Here is a 14,465-nt window from a genome sequence, read left to right as displayed (position 1 = left end):
CCCTTGGGGGAACGTGCCGGAACCGGTCGACTAGGTGAGAGATACGGCGGGGGGAAGGACGAGGACCTTGCCGGAGAGCGCGCCTTCTGCGGCCTCCACGTGCAGCGCCGGCAGCTCGGCCAGCGGCACCCTGCGGGCGATATTGACGTGCAGCGCTCCGGAGTCGACCAGCGTCACCAGCCTCGCCAGCTGCGCGGCGTCGCTGTTGACGAAGAGGTTGACGCCGCGCACGCCCCGTTCTTCGTCGGAAGGCGCGGGCATCCACACCGTCGTGTTCACCACGATGCCGCCGTCGCGGGCCGCGGAGGTCAGCGCGGCCAGTTGCATCGGATCGACCGGCGCGAGGTTGAGCACGACGTCGACCAGCGCGGACAGCTCGGGGACCCCGTGGCCGAACACCTCATCGGCGCCCGCCGTCCTGACTTGTTCACTGCTGCGCGGACCGGCCGTGGCGATCACGTGTGCGCCGGCGTGCTTGGCCAGCTGGACTGCGTAGCCGCCGACCGCGCCGCCCGCACCGTTGATCAGTACCCGCTGACCGGCAGTCAGCTTGGCGTGGTCGAAGAGGGCCTGCCAGGCGGTGAGCCCGACCAGCGGCAGGCCGCCCGCATCGGCCAGCGGGATACTCGCGGGCGCCGTCGTCAGCAGGCCGGCCGGTGCGCGCACATACTCCGCCGCCGCGCCGGCGCCGGTCATCGGCAGGAAGCCGACAACCTGGTCGCCGGCCCTGACCCGGTCCACGCCCTCGCCCAGCGCGTCCACCGTGCCCGCGACGTCGATGCCGGGGGTGTGCGGCAGGGTCACCGGAATGGGACCCTGCATGAAGCCCGCGCGGATGTTGCCGTCGACCGGGTTGAACGACGTCGCGGCCACCCGGATCCGGACCTCCCCGGCCGCGGGGACCGGCTGTTCCACATCCTCGTAACGCAAGACGTCCGGAGTACCGTACTCGTGGAAACGCACTGCTTTCATAACAAATGCCACCTTTCGCGGCAGAGAGGATGATGCGAATTTGGATCGTCGTGAGACAGGGGCACGCCTCGGATTCGAGACATGCGTTCAGGTGTGTGAGAGGCGGCAGCCGTTAGACGGCGGTCAGGAGCCGAAGCTTGCCGTGGCTCGGGGAACCGGGCACGGCGGTGAAAACCAGCAGCGTCTGAAACTGCTCCGGATCCAGCAGCATCTCGGCGTACAGTTCCAGCTCCCCCAACTCGGGGTGCAGGTAACGCTTGAGGTCGTGATGGTGGGTCACTCCCACCTCGTGCAACCGCCAGATGTTCGCGAACTCGGAACTGACCTCCAGCAGCGCCGCGACGATCTCGCCGGCCCTGCCTGTGGGATCCGCCGTGTAGGCGTCCCGGATCTCCGCGGCGAAGACCCGGCCCCGAATGGGATGGTCCTCGACGGGGTACAGGCCACGGACCCGCGGATCACCGGTGAACCAGCGGTAGACCAAATAACGGGACATGCCCGTGTACTGGGTGTAGTCACCGAGCAGGGCGACCGCCGGGCGCGTCTGCAGCAACGCCTCGCCGAGCCGTGACAGCACGATCGCGGGCACGTCCGAGAGGTCGGCGACGATCCGCATCATCGTGGGACCGATGTAGTCGTCCCGCAGGATCCGCCGCGGTGCCGGGATCCCGCCCAGGATGAACAGGTGGTCACGCTCGCTCTGGTTGAGACGCAGCGCCCGGGCGAGCGCGACGAGCATCCGCTCCGACGGCGCCGGACCTCGCTGCTGCTCGATGCGGCTGTAGTAGTCGGCCGACATCCCGGCCAGCGCCGCCACCTCCTCGCGCCGCAGCCCGCCGGTGCGGCGCCGCTGCCCGCGGGGAAGCCCGACATCCTCCGGCTGCAACGCCTCACGACGGGCTCGGAGAAAATCTGCCAGCAGCGCCCGGTCCATCGTCCTGCCTCCTCTGTTCGACAGAACAATCTTGACGCGATTCAGGAACCGGATGAAGGGTGGTTCCAACCGCGGACAAATTGTCCCTGGCTAAGAACTCGCGCAGATAGGCGGCGTGGAAAGCCTCGGCATCGAGGTGGGTACAAGGCCCCAGTGAATGAGGAGTTGCGACGCTCTGTGACCGCCGGCGAGACCTGTGCGCATCCTTCGTCTCAGGCTGCTTGCCTGGCTAGCCTGCGCAGGGCCCGCGCGGCAGGTGATCCGGGGTCGGCCGTCATCAGGACGACCTCCTGGTCGTCCTCGGGCACGAGCAGGACGTCGCAGTTCAACCGGAGCGCGCCGGCCTCCGGGTGGTCCAGGGTCTTGGTGCGGTGCCCGGGAGCGTGGACCGGACGCGTCTCCCAGATCTGCCGGAACTCCTCACTGCCGTCGTGTAGTTCGGCCAGCAGGGCGGCCAGCTGCGGGTCGTGCGGGTAGCGGTCGGCGGCCCGGCGCAACCGCGCCACCGCGATGTGCCCGACTTCCTCGGCGCTGGAGCTCTCGTACGTCCGCCCCTGGCCCAGGAAGTGGCGGCGGGCCAGGTTCGTCGTCCCGTCTCCGAGGTCGGCGCCGAGCAGTGCCTGGGCCAGGGGGTTCCAGGCGACGACGTGGTACGCCGCGTCAGTGACGATGGCACCGGTCTCCGGCAGCCGGTCCAGCATCCGGGCCACGTGCGGGCGCACCCGCCGCACGGCGCTGGTGCCGGGCGGCGCGCTCGAACCCGCCAGGCGGAACAGGTGGCTGCGCTCGGCCGGCGTGAGCCGCAGCGCGCGGGCCAATGCGTCCAGGATCCGGGCCGACGGCCGCGGTCCCCGGGCCTGCTCCAGCCGCGTGTAGTAGTCGACCGACATGTGGGCGAGCTCCGCCACCTCTTCGCGGCGCAGGCCCGGTGTGCGGCGGGCGGTGCCCGTCTCCGCCAGGCCGATCTCGTGCGGACGCAGGGCCGCCCGGCGCCCCCGCAGGTAGTGGGCCAGCTCCTGCCGTGCCATACCGCCTCCTCCCACTGCCTGGTACAGACTGTCCCTGGCAGGGCGCCTGCGACCAGGGAAGCGTGGTTGCCATGAACGAACGCACAGCTCTGGTCACCGGTGCCAACAAGGGCATCGGCAAGCATATTGCCCGGCTGCTCGCCGCCGAGGGCCTCACCGTGTACGTGGGCGCCCGCGACCCCGGGCGCGGGCAGCGGGCCGTCGAGGAGATCGGCGCCGGGGCCCGCCTGCTGGTCCTCGACGTGAGTGATCCCGACGGCATCGCACAGGCCGCGGCTCAGGTGGACCGCTTGGACGTGCTGGTCAACAATGCCGGCATCTCGCTGTCGCTCGCCCCGCCGGCCGGCACCGGCGTCGAGGAGTTCCGGCGCACGTACGAGACCAATGTGTTCGGGGTAGTGGCGGTGACCAATGCCTTCCTGCCCGCCCTGCGCCGGTCGCCGCGCCCGCGCATCGTCAACATCTCCAGTGGCACCGCGTCGCTGACCTGGAGCACGAATCCCAACCCCCAGTTCATCCCGGGAAGCGGCGGCGCCGCCGCCTACCGGTCGTCCAAGGCCGCCCTCAACGCCCTCACCGTCCTGTACGCCCAGACGCTGGCCCAGGACGGCTTCAAGGTCAACGCGCTCGCTCCCGGCCTGCGGGCCACTGATCTGACTCCCAGGGCCGCCGCTGCCGGCGGCGACCCGGCCGAGGCCGCCCAAGGTGCTCTCCGCCTGGCCCTGCTGCCGGACGACGGCCCCACCGGTGGCTTCTTCTCCTGGGACGGAACCCCCGTGCCCTGGTGACCAGTCATGGGAGGCGTCGGGGGCGGGTGCCCCAGCGGTGGGTGACCCGTGCCCGGCGGATCAGGCTGCGGACGGTGATGATCGTGTCGGCAAGGTCGAAGAAGGCGTTGATCACGGTGTCGCGGCGTTCGTAGCAGCGGGCGAGCCGGTGGAAGGCGTTCTGCCAGGCGTGGGTGCGCTCGACATGCCAGCGCCGGCTCGCCTGGATCGGCGCCTTCTCACCCTTGTGCGCGATGCGGCCGTGCAGGCTGCGCGCGCCGAGTTCGGTGCGGGTCCTGTCCGAGTCGTAGCCGGCATCCAGGTGCACGGTGACGTCGTCGGGCAGCGGTCTCAGGTCGTCCAGCAGGTCCAGGGTCGGAGCGAGCAGCGGGGAGTCGTGGCGGTTCGCTCCGGCCAGGGCCCGACCGAGCGGGATTCCGTAACCATCCGTCATGCCCGAGCGTTTCAAGCCCTGTTTACCGCGGTCGACAGGTGAGCGGCCGGCGACCTCGCCGCCGCCGGGGGCCTTGGTGATGGACCCGTCGACGGCGATCTGGTCGAGCACGAGCCCGACGATCCGGTCGTAGGACTCCAGCGCGATCTGCTTGAGCCGCGCGAAGGCGCCGAGCCGGATCCACTCATCGCGGCGGTTGCGGATCGTGGTCGCCGAGCAGGTCGTGTCGGCGATCGCCTGGTAGGAGCGGCCGACCCGCAGCAGTTGCAGCAACTTGTCGAACACGATCCGGTCGCTGATACGGCGGCGGTGGCAGCCCAACGGGTGGGCCGGATCGACCGTAGGACGCTCGGGCAGCAGCGCAGCGGATTGGTCCCAGAGCGGGTCGGTCAGCCATGACGGCAGGACGGGCACAGCCTCCCCCAGTGATCACAGAGCGTCGCAACTCCATGATCACCGGAACCTGCGCCCGCCTTGCTGCCAGGGCTCCCCACGCCGCCTATCTGCGCGAGCTCCAAGTGGTCCCAGGGGCTTGCTCCCAGGACTGCTGGACTAGAGGTATTCCTGGATGGGGCACCCGTACTCCTTTGCCGAGGGTGGAGCCGGTGGACTGTTTCTGAAGGAGCATGAATTGCCTGTGCCGATCTGTCAGCTCGCCCCTGCGCTGTCTCTCCGGCCCCACCTGCGCCCAGCTCGCACCTGGCGACCGATGCCGGGCTTGCCCTACCCGTAGGTCACAGGAACTCGCTTCGGTAGGTCGAGGCCAACTCGGCCGCGCGCCGACGGCGCTCGGCGAGCTCGTCCTGCGACAGTTGGGGCGGCGGCGCGTCCTTGCCCGCGACGACATCGCCGATACGGGTGAAGTACTCGTCCTGCCCGGCGGGGGTGCACATGCACAGCATGCGGGCCGGTGCACCCGATGCGTTGCGGAAGTTGTGCGGCGCGTTGGCGGGGATGTTGATCGTGGACCCGGCCCGTACGGTGTGCTTCTCACCGCGGAAGGTGAACTCGATCTCGCCCTCGAGGATCGTGAACATTTCCTCGAAGTCGTGCCGGTGCGGCGGCGGGCCTCCGCCGTCGGGGACGCGCATGTCGATCAGGCAGTACCGGCCGTTGGTCTGCTCGCCGGTGATCAGCATGGCGTATGTGTTGCCCACCAGAGAGATGTACGTCGTGCTGGGGTCGTCGGGGTCCACCACGGTCAGCGGGCGGGACGGGTCGTCGTCGGGGATCATCGGGGTTGTCTCCTTCGAAGGTCGGTCAGGTTCAAAGGTCAGTTGAGGATCAGGGACAGTCGTCGACCGTCGCGGTCACCTATTGGGTGGACGGCTCGCACGGTTCGGGCATCTGCTGCGGCCCGGTGACGGTGAACGTGGCGCCGGCCGGACGTCCGGGCGGGTCGCGGAGGGCGCCTCTGGTTGCCGCCCGTGCGCGTGCTTGCCCGATTCGACGGCGTTGACGAAGAACCGGGCAAGCACGGCCATGGCGGGCACGTTCTCCTGCATCAGAGGCATGCGATACGGGCTGGTAGAACGCCGGGTCGAGACGGAACCCGGTGGTCACGGCCATCGGGGCCGGCGCCTGGGCCGTCTCCGGCTCCAGGCACGGGGTCATGGTCCTCTCTTTTCGCAGGAGTGTCAGGCAGCCGGCGCGACGATGACGACCTTGCCGTGCAGCTCGCCCGTGGCGGCCTGGGCGTGGACTGCCGGCAGCTGCGCCAGCGGCACTCGCTGCGCCACGTCGACGCGCAGGCGGCCGGAGTCGACCAACGCCACCAGCCGCGACAGTTGTTCGGCGTCGCTGTTCACGAACAGGTCGATGCCGCGCACGGCGCGTTGTTCGTCGCTGGGCGCGGGCATCCACACCGTGGTGTTCACCAGCACTCCACCGGAACGGATCAGGGCGGGCAGCGCGGCCAGCTGCGCCGGGTCGATGGGCGCGAGGTTGAGCACGACGTCGACCAGCTCGGTCACCGCCGCGCTCACCTCGGTGACTGTGTGGTCGACGACCTCGTCGGCACCCGCCGCCTCGACGTGCTCACTGCTGCGCGGCCGGGCCGTGGCGATCACGTAGGCGCCGGCATTCTTGGCCAGCTGCACGGCGTAGCCGCCGACCGCACCGCCCGCACCGTTGACGAGCACGCGCTGCCCCGCCGTCAGCTTCGCGTGATCGAACAGGGCCTGCCAGGCAGTCAGACCTACCAACGGCAGCGCGGCGGCATCGGACAGCGGAATACTCCGAGGCGCCGGCGTCAGAATCCCGGCCGGAGCCAGCACGTACTCCGCGGCTGCCCCGTCGTCCGCCATCGGCAGGAAGCCGACAACCCGGTCGCCGACTTCGAGGCCGGTCACGTCCTCACCCAGCGCGGCGACCGTGCCGGAGACGTCGATGCCGGGAGTGTGCGGCAACGTCACCGGGATGGGGCCCTGCATGAAGCCCCCGCGGATGTTGCCGTCGACACCGTTGAAGGATGTCGCGGCGACCCGGACCAGGATCTGCCCGGTGCCGGGGACGGGCTGCTCGACGTCCTCGTAACGCAGGACACTCGGGTCGCCGTACTCGTGGAAACGCACTGCCTTCATGGAACATCCTCGTCTTTGGATACACGCGGGGTGCTTCGCTTTCGAAGCTCTTCTGGGTCGTGCCTTGCCTCGATGCGAAGCAACGGCTCTTGCTCGTAGGTGGGGACCGAAGCCACGCCTACGCGCCACCTGCCTCTGCTTCGATCACTTGCACGCACCGGGAGAGGGCGGCCACCATGTATCGGCGCCAGAGTGGAGCGAAGGGGCCGGCCAGGATCCAGCGGCGAGCGGGCAGCGCCTTGAACTCGTAGGTCCATCGAATGAGCGTGCCGTCGCCGTCGGGGTTGACGTTGAACTCGCCTCGGGCGCCGGCTGCGAGGCGGGAGAGGACGTTGGTGAAGCCGGTCAGTTGATAGGCGAAGCCGGCCCCCGCCGTGTATTCGGTGAGCTGTTCGTCGACTTGTGATCCGTCGTCGAACTGCGGGTTTCTTCGCGGGCCGACGTGATCCCAGGCTTCGGCCTGGTTCTCCACGCTTCTGACTCCGGGGAACGGCGCCACTCGGTGAAAAACGGTGGGAAGGTCGATGGTGGCCAGCAGCCGGAAGGTGTCCGGGGGCGCCTTCCAGGTGCGCTGCTGGACCGTGGAAAAACGCGTGGCCGGTAGGTCCCGGCCGCCTCGTTACGGGCGGTGCTCCTGAAGTTCCTGGCGATCGTGTTCCCCGAAGCAGAAGTCGGGCCCGTGCGGGTGGTCTCCGGCCGACGGTGCGCTCGCCGTGGCGGCGTACGCCGCGCACTGCGCACTGTCCACCATCTGATCACTGTCGGATACGGCGTTGGCGAGGCTCGCGCAGCACACGGCGAGCAGGAGACCCCCCGCGACCAGGGGCAGGCTCCGGCGCGGGGGCGGCGGGGCCAGCAGGGCCCGCACCCGCTGCGGCACCGCCCCGCCGGTCGCGGCAAGTGCGGCCGGGAATGAGGCACCGGCGGATGCCAGCGCGGCGCGCCCGACGGCGTGCGCGACGACCTTACGGTCGCCGACGCGCTGCGCGGCCTCCTCGTCGGCCCAGCGCTCCAGGACGAAGCCGCCCGCGACGGCCAGCGGCCGCAGCAGCGGGTTCAAGGCGGCCGTGAGCCGCCACAGGATCTGGAAGAGGTGATGACGGCAGCGTAGGTGAGCCCGCTCGTGTGCGAGGAGGGCCTCACGCTCACAGTCGGTGAGACAGCGCAGCATCCCCCGGGAGACTACGATCCGGCCCGGCGACCCGGGCAGTGCGAAGGCCATCGGGACATCGTCGTCGACCACGACCAGCTCCGTCTCCTCCGGCAGCCGGGCGCGCTCCCGCCGCGCCCGGGCGAAGTGGCGGACCTGCCCCACGGCGGCCACGCCCAGCGAGACGACGCCCACGGCCAGCATCAGGGCGCTGCCTCCCGCGACGACGAGGTAGACCGGATCCTGTGCTTGCAGGGCGGCCACCGACCAGCGGCCCTCCTCCGCAACTTCCGGAATCTGTGCCACGCCGGTGAAGGCGAGCAAGGCGAGTGCCCCCGCCCAGCCGATCGCAGCCACGAGCGCGGCGCAGGCCAGCGCCCAGGCGGCGCGGCGCGGGGGCAGCACCTGCGCCAGTCGGGGCGCGAGCACGGCGAGCACAGCCGTGACTGCGAAGGGGACGTAGACGCTGAACAGCACGGCTTTACGCCCTCCGTCCTGAGCGATCAGCTGCGGTGCGAGCATCGTGCCCGGACAGGAGCTGATGCAACACGTGCTCGTCCTGCTCGGACAGTTCCGAAACGAAGCGGGTCAGGACCGCCTCGCGGTCGGAACCACCCTCGAGTAGGGACCGCATGCGCTGGGCGGTGTGCGACGCCTCGTCCCGCACCGGCTCGTACGCGTAGCCGCGGCCCTCGCGGTGCCGGACGAGCATCTCCTTGTCATAGAGCCGGGACAGGATGGTCAGGACGGTCGTGTAGGCCAGGTCACCGAGCAATGCCTCTCGGACGTGACGCGCCGTCAAAGGTCCGTCGGCAGCCCAGAGCGCGGCAAGGACATCGCTCTCCAGTTCACCGCGGGCCCGCCGACCCGACACCCCGGACACACCCTCGCCCCCTCGCTCCTCCACTGGAATCCTCCCTTCGCCGTTGGCCCGGACAGACTACTGCGCAACCTCCTACTAGTCGTAGGAGGTATGCTCCGGGCTCGACCCGCGAACTACTACATCTCGTAGAGTTCCGCCGCTCCCGTCATGCGCGGAGGAAGCCCCCATGCCCCACGCCGCAAACACGACGCCCACACGCGCGCCCGCAGTCCTTGTTCCCCGGCCACGCGCCGCGACATCCGGCGTGGGCCGGGTCTCGATCATCTCCGCCAGTGTCGGAGCCGGTCACGACGGTGCCGCCGCCGAGCTCGCCCGTCGCCTCAGCGCGCAGGGTTACGCCGTGGACCGCTTCGACCTGCTGGACCTGCTGCCCGCCCACCTCGGGCGGACCGTCCAGGAGGGCTACCATCGGATGCTGGTGCGGGCTCCATGGGCCTACCAGCGGATCTACAGCAGCACCGAGCGTGCCGGGGGCGGCGGTCAGCTGGCGCGGGCGCTGCTGCGCACGGCGCAGGACCGGGTACTGCGTACTCTGCCCCCGGACACCGGGGCCATCGTCTCGACGTATCCGGGGGCCAGCCGGGTGCTGGGCAACCTGCGCCTGGACGGTCGGCTGGCCGCGCCGGTCCTCACCTACCTGACCGACTTCTCGGTGCATCCGCTGTGGGTCGCGCCGGGCGTGGATGTCCACCTCGCCGCCCACGCCGTGCCCGCCGCCCAGGCGCGGGCCGTCGGGGCCCGGGACGTGCGCGTATGCGGACCGGTCACCGATCCGCGCTTCCGGCCCTGCGACACAGAGCGGCGCGAGCGGGCGCGGGCCGTCTTCGGTTTGCCGCGCAACGCCCCGCTGGCCCTGCTGGTCGCCGGGTCCTGGGGCGTCGGCCCGGTCCGCAGGGTGGCGCTGGAACTACGCGACTGCGGCGCCGCCGTGCCGGTCGTCGTCTGCGGACGCAACGAGGCCCTCGCCAAGCAGCTGCGCGCGGACGGCATCAACCATGCCTTCGGCTGGGTCGACGACATGCCCTCCCTGATGCACGCCGCCGACGTCCTCGTGCAGAACGCCGGCGGGCTGACCTCGCTGGAGGCGTTCGCGTCGGGCCTACCCGTGGCCAGCTACCGCTGCATACCAGGGCACGGGCTGACCAACGCCGCAGCCTTGGACGAGGCCGGTGCGGCAGTGTGGATACGCGACCCTGCCGACCTCAAGACGGTGCTGTGCGACCTGATCGACGGCCCGCTCGGACTTCGACAACGGGCAACAGGGCTCGCTCTGTTCGCCCGGACCCCGGACGCCGGTCCGGTAGCCGAGATTGCGCGCGTGCACCGGGCAGGAGTCCCGGGCCGGAGTCCGCGTCCCGTCACGCGCCGACGCCGCACTCCACGCCGGCTTGCCGCCACCGGCGCCCTCGCCTCCTCCATCTGGGCGGGCGCCGTCGCCACCGGAATCGTGACGACCTACGGCACTCCGGACCTCATCCACTCCATCGGCCACCGCCTCGACCTGGACGGCTTCCCACCGGATCACACCGCCGCCCGGTCGAAAGACCACCACTCGTGAACGCCGCCCGGCCCTTGCGCGCGGCCGCCCTGGCCGCCCTGCCCGTCCTCACCGTGGCCCACGCCGCGCCAGTCATCTCCACCTTCGGGCCGCTGCGCAACCGCGTCATGCCCCGCCTCGCCGGCCGCGGCCGCCCGGACCACGTCGCCCTGACCTTCGACGACGGCCCCGACCCCCGCTCCACCCCGCATTTCCTGCATCTGCTCGCCGAGCGCCGGGTACACGCCACGTTCTTCCTACTCGGCAGCGAGGCACACCGCTCCCCCGGCCTGGTCCGCGAGATCGCCGCAGCCGGTCACGAGGTCGCCGTCCACGGCTGGCTGCACCGCCCCCTGCTGCTGCGCGGCCCGCGCGCCACCTATGACGACTTCCGCCGCGCCCTCGACACCGTCGCCGCGATCACCGGACGGCGGCCCACACTCTTCCGGCCCCCGTACGGCGTCATGTCCACCGCGGCCCACCTCGCGGCCCGCCGCCTCGACATGACCCCGGTGCTGTGGACCTGCTGGGGAGAGGACTGGACGGCACGCGCCACCCCGCACTCCGTCCACCGCACCGTCACCGCCGACCTGGACGGCGGCGGCACGATCCTGCTCCACGACTCCGACTGCACCTCGGCACCGGGCGCCTGGCGCTCGGCACTGGGCGCACTGCCCCGGATCCTCGACACCTGCCAGGAACGGGGTTACGGCGTCGGCCCGCTGCGCGACCACGGCTGACCAACACGAACACCGAACAGTCGGGGTACGGGCTCGGCAACGCGCCTCGCCAGCAGCTACCGCAGCTTCGCCAGGCCCGCCCGTGGATGTACCCCCGCCTGGTTCCCTCGCTACTGGATCGCGGAAGGAGCAGCCGAAATGTGGGCCGTGGTGATCGTCATCGGGGTGCCGGTGACGGCAATGAGAGAGGCACCCGGGCCGTGGACACCCGGCATCGCGCGGAAGCCTCCCGGGGGTTTCACGTCGTAGACACCGGTGTTGTGCGGGGCGAGCACCGCGGGACCGGAAGCGATGGTCCACCAGTTGGAGGCACCCTGGCCGGTGCGGCTCGCGAAGTGCGGAGTGAGCGCCGTACCGGTGGTGTTGACGGCCCGCACCTCGATTGCGGTGACACCCACGCGCGCGTGGTGCCTGGCGAAATGCGCCGAGAGGCTCATACGCAGGGGCGGCGCACTCGCCGCGGCGATCGCGACGCACACCAGGGCGGGGATGAGCAAGCCGCCCGCCACGACGGCCTTCACACGGTGGCCGGTGACGAGGGGAAGACGCGGCTGCCAGGCGGTGGCGAACGCGGCGGCCGGGACGGTGGCTGCGGCCGCGAGCCACAGCGGGGTCATCATCAAGAAGTAGCCGTCCTGGGAGCGGGTGGCGAGGTAGAACGCCACCCACGGCAGGACGGTGAGGGCGGGGCCGAGCCGCCGGACGAACAGCAGGGTGGCGACGAGCAGGCCGAGCAGGAGCAGCTGGCTGCCGTAGGAGTAGTAGTCGAGGCGGCTGCTGCCGTCGGCGAAGTAATAGGAGATGCCCATCAGGCCCTGCCCGTGCAGGATCGCCTTCTGGTCGAGCGGCAGCAGTACGCCGTGCAGCCAGGCGGAGAAGCCCTCGACAGCGAAGTACACGTTGACCGCGGCCCATGCGAGAGCGGCGGTGGCCGTGTAACGGACGGTCACCGCCAGAGCCCGCCTCGGACCGAGTTCCCCGCGCCTGACGGCGTACAGGCCGATCAGCAGGAACGGGGCGAGGAACCAGGCGAGCTGCTGGGCCGCGCAGGCAGCGCCCAGGCACGCCGCCCGCAGCACTCCGCCTGAGCCGAGACGGCCACCCTGACCGGTTGCAGGCCAGCGGACCACCACGGGGACGAGCAAGGCGAGAGCCGTGATCGCCGGGTAGCCGGCGTAGGCGTAGTGGGGCAGGAGGCCGAAGCCGAGACAGACCGCGGTGGCCGCCGGCCTCCAGGGTGCCGGCAGCAGGAACCACAGCAGGACCGAGGAGACGAGCAGCGCGGCCGTGGTGACCAGGGTGGTGGCCGACGTCGAGTGGACCACGGCGTGCACCGGGGCCGCGAGCAGTGCCGTCAGCGGCGGGTAGCCGTAGGTGTAGTCGGCACCCCCGGACATGGTCTTGGTGATCCCGACGCTCGGTGTGCCGAACAGCCAGGGCCACGGCTGACCGTAGACCGGACGGCCGTGCAGGATCTCGTTCGCTGCCTGGGCGGTCAGCACTCCCTCGTCGGTGCCCGCGTGATCGAGCAGGTAGCCGCAGATCACCAACGCGACGGCGGTCATCAGTACGACGGCGTCGACCCGGATCAGCGCCCGACGGCTCCGTACGAGAAGGCTGAGAGCAGCGCAGATGAGGATCGAGGCGTAGCAGACAGAGATGACGCCGGCGACGGCCGGACGTGAGGCCATCGCGGTCGTCCAGGCGGACCGTGTCCCGATGAACAGGCTGATCGTGGCCACGAGGGTCATCCCTCGATGCAACTGCTGGGGGCCGTTGCCCGGAAGACCCGATACCCGGGCCGGAGTCGGGGGTGGCGCCGTCGCGTCCTTGGTCCCACGCCGCAGCGTCCAGGCGCCGGTCCCTGTGCGATAGGTGTCAGCCATGACGCCCGTCTCCTCCGCCTCACGTTCCGTTTGAGTGACCGTTCACATCCGGCCACCCACAGAACATCTACTACATCTTGTAGATGTAGGCTCGGCGGGTGCGGTTCCCTCCAGGCCACGTACACGCGGATGGACGAAGAATCCGTCTGCAGGAAAGGCATCCCCGCCATGACCACACCGATCCATCCGGCCTCAAAGCTGGCCGTGAACGTGCTGGACGCTCATTCGCTGCCGGCGGCGTTCGGCGTGCTCGGCGTCGGGGTGGTGATGTTCGCCGAGACAGGGCTGCTGGTCGGCTTCTTCCTGCCGGGCGACTCGCTGCCCTTCACAGCCGGTCTGCTGTGCACGGGCTCGGCGGAGGCGAGTGTGCACCTGTCGCTGGGACCGCTCCTGGTCGCTGCGGCGGCAGGCGCGCCGGCCGGGGCACAGGGCGGCTATGCGCTCGGCCGGAAGGCGGGTGGGGCACTGCTGGCCCATAGCCGCTCGCAGCGTCTGCATGAGGGTGCCAAACGCGCCGAGGTACTGCTGGAGCGATACGGACATGAGAAGGCGATCGCGCTGGCCCGTTTCGTGCCAGTGGTACGGACCGTACTCAATCCGATGGCCGGCGCGCTGGAGGTACCGGTGCGCACGTTCACGTTGTGGCAGATCATCGGCGGCCTCGTGTGGAGCCTCGGACTCACCCTCGCGGGGTACGCGCCGGGCTCGTCGATCCCGAACGTCGACCGTTACCTGCTCCCGCTGGTGGCGTTGATCGTTCTCGTGTCGCTGATCCCCCTGGCCGCCGAGGTGTACAGGGCTCGGCGGGATGGCCGGCCCGAGGGGGGAAGCAAATGATCATGGCCTTCGACGGGTCGTCTGCCGACGGCGCCGCGTACCTGGATGTGGTGCGTCTGGCCCGGCATGCGCCGACCTGGCTGGACGCAGCGGTGTCGTTCTGGTCGACGTACGGGCTCGCGGTGTTCGCCATCCTCGCGGTAGTGGGCTGGTGGTTCGCTCGACGAATTGGGGATGCGGCTGCGGTGAGGGCGCTGGCCGTGCCGGTGGTCGTGGTCGTCGCGTATGGCGTGGACGCCCTGACGAAGGTCGCGGTGCGCGAGGACCGGCCGTGCCAGAGCCTTCGAGTGAAGACCCTGGAGACGTGTCCGGCGCCCGGCGACTGGTCCTTCCCCAGCAACCACGCGGCGATCGCGGCCGCCGCTGCCGTGGCCCTGCTCTTCGTCTCGCGTCGGCTGGGGGCGGTCGCGGCCGTGGCGGCCCTGGCGATGGCAGTCTCGCGGGTGTGGGTCGGCGCGCACTATCCACACGACGTCGTGGCCGGGGTGATCGTCGGCGGGCTCGTCGCCCTGGGCTTGATGCTCGCTCTGCGGCGGTGGTCGCGACCGGTGGCCGGATGGTTGGCCTCCGGACGCCTGCGCCCGCTGCTTACGGCCTCATGAACCGGCGCGACGCCTCCGACCTGGCCGGGACCGTCGGTCTCGGCGCCTGGGTGGCGTTCGGCATCCTCACGATGGTGGTGATCGGCCACAACG

General features: G+C 70.6%; 14 protein-coding genes and 1 pseudogene. 5 read left to right on the top strand and 10 right to left on the bottom strand.

What is annotated here, in order from left to right; translation table 11 throughout:
* Nucleotides 1-30: 30 nt before the first annotated feature.
* From OOK07_RS37050 to OOK07_RS37040, 3 genes are all read right to left on the bottom strand, one after another.
* Nucleotides 31-972 carry an NADP-dependent oxidoreductase gene (locus OOK07_RS37050; RefSeq protein ID WP_266800828.1) on the bottom strand — a complete coding sequence of 314 codons (942 nt, stop codon included), beginning with the start codon at nt 970-972 and terminating at the stop codon, nt 31-33.
* Nucleotides 973-1,084: 112 nt separating this feature from the next.
* Nucleotides 1,085-1,906, bottom strand: coding sequence for a helix-turn-helix transcriptional regulator (locus tag OOK07_RS37045; protein WP_266686530.1), 822 nt, complete (start codon nt 1,904-1,906; stop codon nt 1,085-1,087).
* A 212-nt stretch (nt 1,907-2,118) separates the two neighbouring features.
* Nucleotides 2,119-2,934, bottom strand: a complete 816-nt coding sequence (locus OOK07_RS37040; RefSeq protein WP_266800827.1) for a helix-turn-helix transcriptional regulator — start codon at nt 2,932-2,934, stop codon at nt 2,119-2,121.
* Between the two features lie 71 nt (nt 2,935-3,005).
* Here OOK07_RS37040 and OOK07_RS37035 point away from each other — a divergent pair, with 71 nt between their 5' ends.
* Nucleotides 3,006-3,722: an SDR family oxidoreductase gene (locus tag OOK07_RS37035; protein ID WP_266800826.1), complete on the top strand. Its 717-nt coding sequence runs from the start codon at nt 3,006-3,008 to the stop codon at nt 3,720-3,722.
* A gap of 4 nt (nt 3,723-3,726) precedes the next feature.
* Here the strand turns inward: OOK07_RS37035 and OOK07_RS37030 are convergent, their stop codons facing one another.
* From OOK07_RS37030 to OOK07_RS37005, 6 genes and pseudogenes are all read right to left on the bottom strand, one after another.
* Nucleotides 3,727-4,569, bottom strand: coding sequence for an IS5 family transposase (locus OOK07_RS37030; protein WP_266800825.1), 843 nt, complete (start codon nt 4,567-4,569; stop codon nt 3,727-3,729).
* Between the two features lie 320 nt (nt 4,570-4,889).
* Nucleotides 4,890-5,390: a cupin domain-containing protein gene (locus OOK07_RS37025; protein WP_266686525.1), complete on the bottom strand. Its 501-nt coding sequence runs from the start codon at nt 5,388-5,390 to the stop codon at nt 4,890-4,892.
* A 402-nt stretch (nt 5,391-5,792) separates the two neighbouring features.
* Nucleotides 5,793-6,737 carry an NADP-dependent oxidoreductase gene (locus tag OOK07_RS37020; protein ID WP_266800823.1) on the bottom strand — a complete coding sequence of 315 codons (945 nt, stop codon included), beginning with the start codon at nt 6,735-6,737 and terminating at the stop codon, nt 5,793-5,795.
* A gap of 118 nt (nt 6,738-6,855) precedes the next feature.
* Nucleotides 6,856-7,302 (bottom strand): annotated as a pseudogene (locus OOK07_RS37015) (SRPBCC family protein); the annotation flags it as partial.
* Nucleotides 7,303-7,356: 54 nt separating this feature from the next.
* Entirely contained in the window at nt 7,357-8,364 is a 1,008-nt protein-coding gene (locus tag OOK07_RS37010) for a M56 family metallopeptidase (protein WP_266800822.1), read from the bottom strand.
* 4 nt (nt 8,365-8,368) lie between these two features.
* Nucleotides 8,369-8,794 carry a BlaI/MecI/CopY family transcriptional regulator gene (locus OOK07_RS37005; protein WP_266800820.1) on the bottom strand — a complete coding sequence of 142 codons (426 nt, stop codon included), beginning with the start codon at nt 8,792-8,794 and terminating at the stop codon, nt 8,369-8,371.
* Nucleotides 8,795-8,936: 142 nt separating this feature from the next.
* Between OOK07_RS37005 and OOK07_RS37000 the strand changes: the two genes are divergently transcribed.
* Nucleotides 8,937-10,328 (top strand): glycosyltransferase, encoded by a 1,392-nt coding sequence (locus OOK07_RS37000; protein WP_266800818.1) that lies wholly within the window; start codon nt 8,937-8,939, stop codon nt 10,326-10,328.
* Nucleotides 10,325-11,047, top strand: coding sequence for a polysaccharide deacetylase family protein (locus tag OOK07_RS36995; RefSeq protein ID WP_266800816.1), 723 nt, complete (start codon nt 10,325-10,327; stop codon nt 11,045-11,047). The genes OOK07_RS37000 and OOK07_RS36995 overlap by 4 nt, the downstream gene beginning before the upstream one ends.
* Nucleotides 11,048-11,157: 110 nt before the next feature.
* Here OOK07_RS36995 and OOK07_RS36990 read toward each other — a convergent pair whose 3' ends face one another.
* Nucleotides 11,158-12,933 carry a hypothetical protein gene (locus OOK07_RS36990; protein WP_323183016.1) on the bottom strand — a complete coding sequence of 592 codons (1,776 nt, stop codon included), beginning with the start codon at nt 12,931-12,933 and terminating at the stop codon, nt 11,158-11,160.
* A 168-nt stretch (nt 12,934-13,101) separates the two neighbouring features.
* Here OOK07_RS36990 and OOK07_RS36985 point away from each other — a divergent pair, with 168 nt between their 5' ends.
* The gene (locus OOK07_RS36985) at nt 13,102-13,770 is read left to right on the top strand and encodes a DedA family protein (protein WP_266802189.1); all 669 of its coding nucleotides are present in this window, start codon (nt 13,102-13,104) and stop codon (nt 13,768-13,770) included.
* Nucleotides 13,767-14,372, top strand: coding sequence for a phosphatase PAP2 family protein (locus OOK07_RS36980; protein WP_266686515.1), 606 nt, complete (start codon nt 13,767-13,769; stop codon nt 14,370-14,372). Before OOK07_RS36985 ends, OOK07_RS36980 begins: the two co-directional genes overlap by 4 nt.
* The last annotated feature ends 93 nt before the right edge of the window (nt 14,373-14,465 follow it).

The organism is Streptomyces sp. NBC_00078, assembly GCF_026343335.1.
GTDB lineage: Bacteria > Actinomycetota > Actinomycetes > Streptomycetales > Streptomycetaceae > Streptomyces.
This window is presented reverse-complemented; position numbering and strand designations above follow the sequence as displayed.

Bases quoted from the DNA above. Each gene is read 5' to 3' on its own strand.
- OOK07_RS37050 (WP_266800828.1), bottom strand. From the start codon at position 972: ATGAAAGCAGTGCGTTTCCACGAGTACGGTACTCCGGACGTCTTGCGT.
- OOK07_RS37045 (WP_266686530.1), bottom strand. From the start codon at position 1,906: ATGGACCGGGCGCTGCTGGCAGATTTTCTCCGAGCCCGTCGTGAGGCG.
- OOK07_RS37040 (WP_266800827.1), bottom strand. From the start codon at position 2,934: ATGGCACGGCAGGAGCTGGCCCACTACCTGCGGGGGCGCCGGGCGGCC.
- OOK07_RS37035 (WP_266800826.1), top strand. From the start codon at position 3,006: ATGAACGAACGCACAGCTCTGGTCACCGGTGCCAACAAGGGCATCGGC.
- OOK07_RS37025 (WP_266686525.1), bottom strand. From the start codon at position 5,390: ATGATCCCCGACGACGACCCGTCCCGCCCGCTGACCGTGGTGGACCCC.
- OOK07_RS37020 (WP_266800823.1), bottom strand. From the start codon at position 6,737: ATGAAGGCAGTGCGTTTCCACGAGTACGGCGACCCGAGTGTCCTGCGT.
- OOK07_RS37000 (WP_266800818.1), top strand. From the start codon at position 8,937: ATGCCCCACGCCGCAAACACGACGCCCACACGCGCGCCCGCAGTCCTT.
- OOK07_RS36990 (WP_323183016.1), bottom strand. From the start codon at position 12,933: ATGGCTGACACCTATCGCACAGGGACCGGCGCCTGGACGCTGCGGCGT.
- OOK07_RS36985 (WP_266802189.1), top strand. From the start codon at position 13,102: ATGACCACACCGATCCATCCGGCCTCAAAGCTGGCCGTGAACGTGCTG.
- OOK07_RS36980 (WP_266686515.1), top strand. From the start codon at position 13,767: ATGATCATGGCCTTCGACGGGTCGTCTGCCGACGGCGCCGCGTACCTG.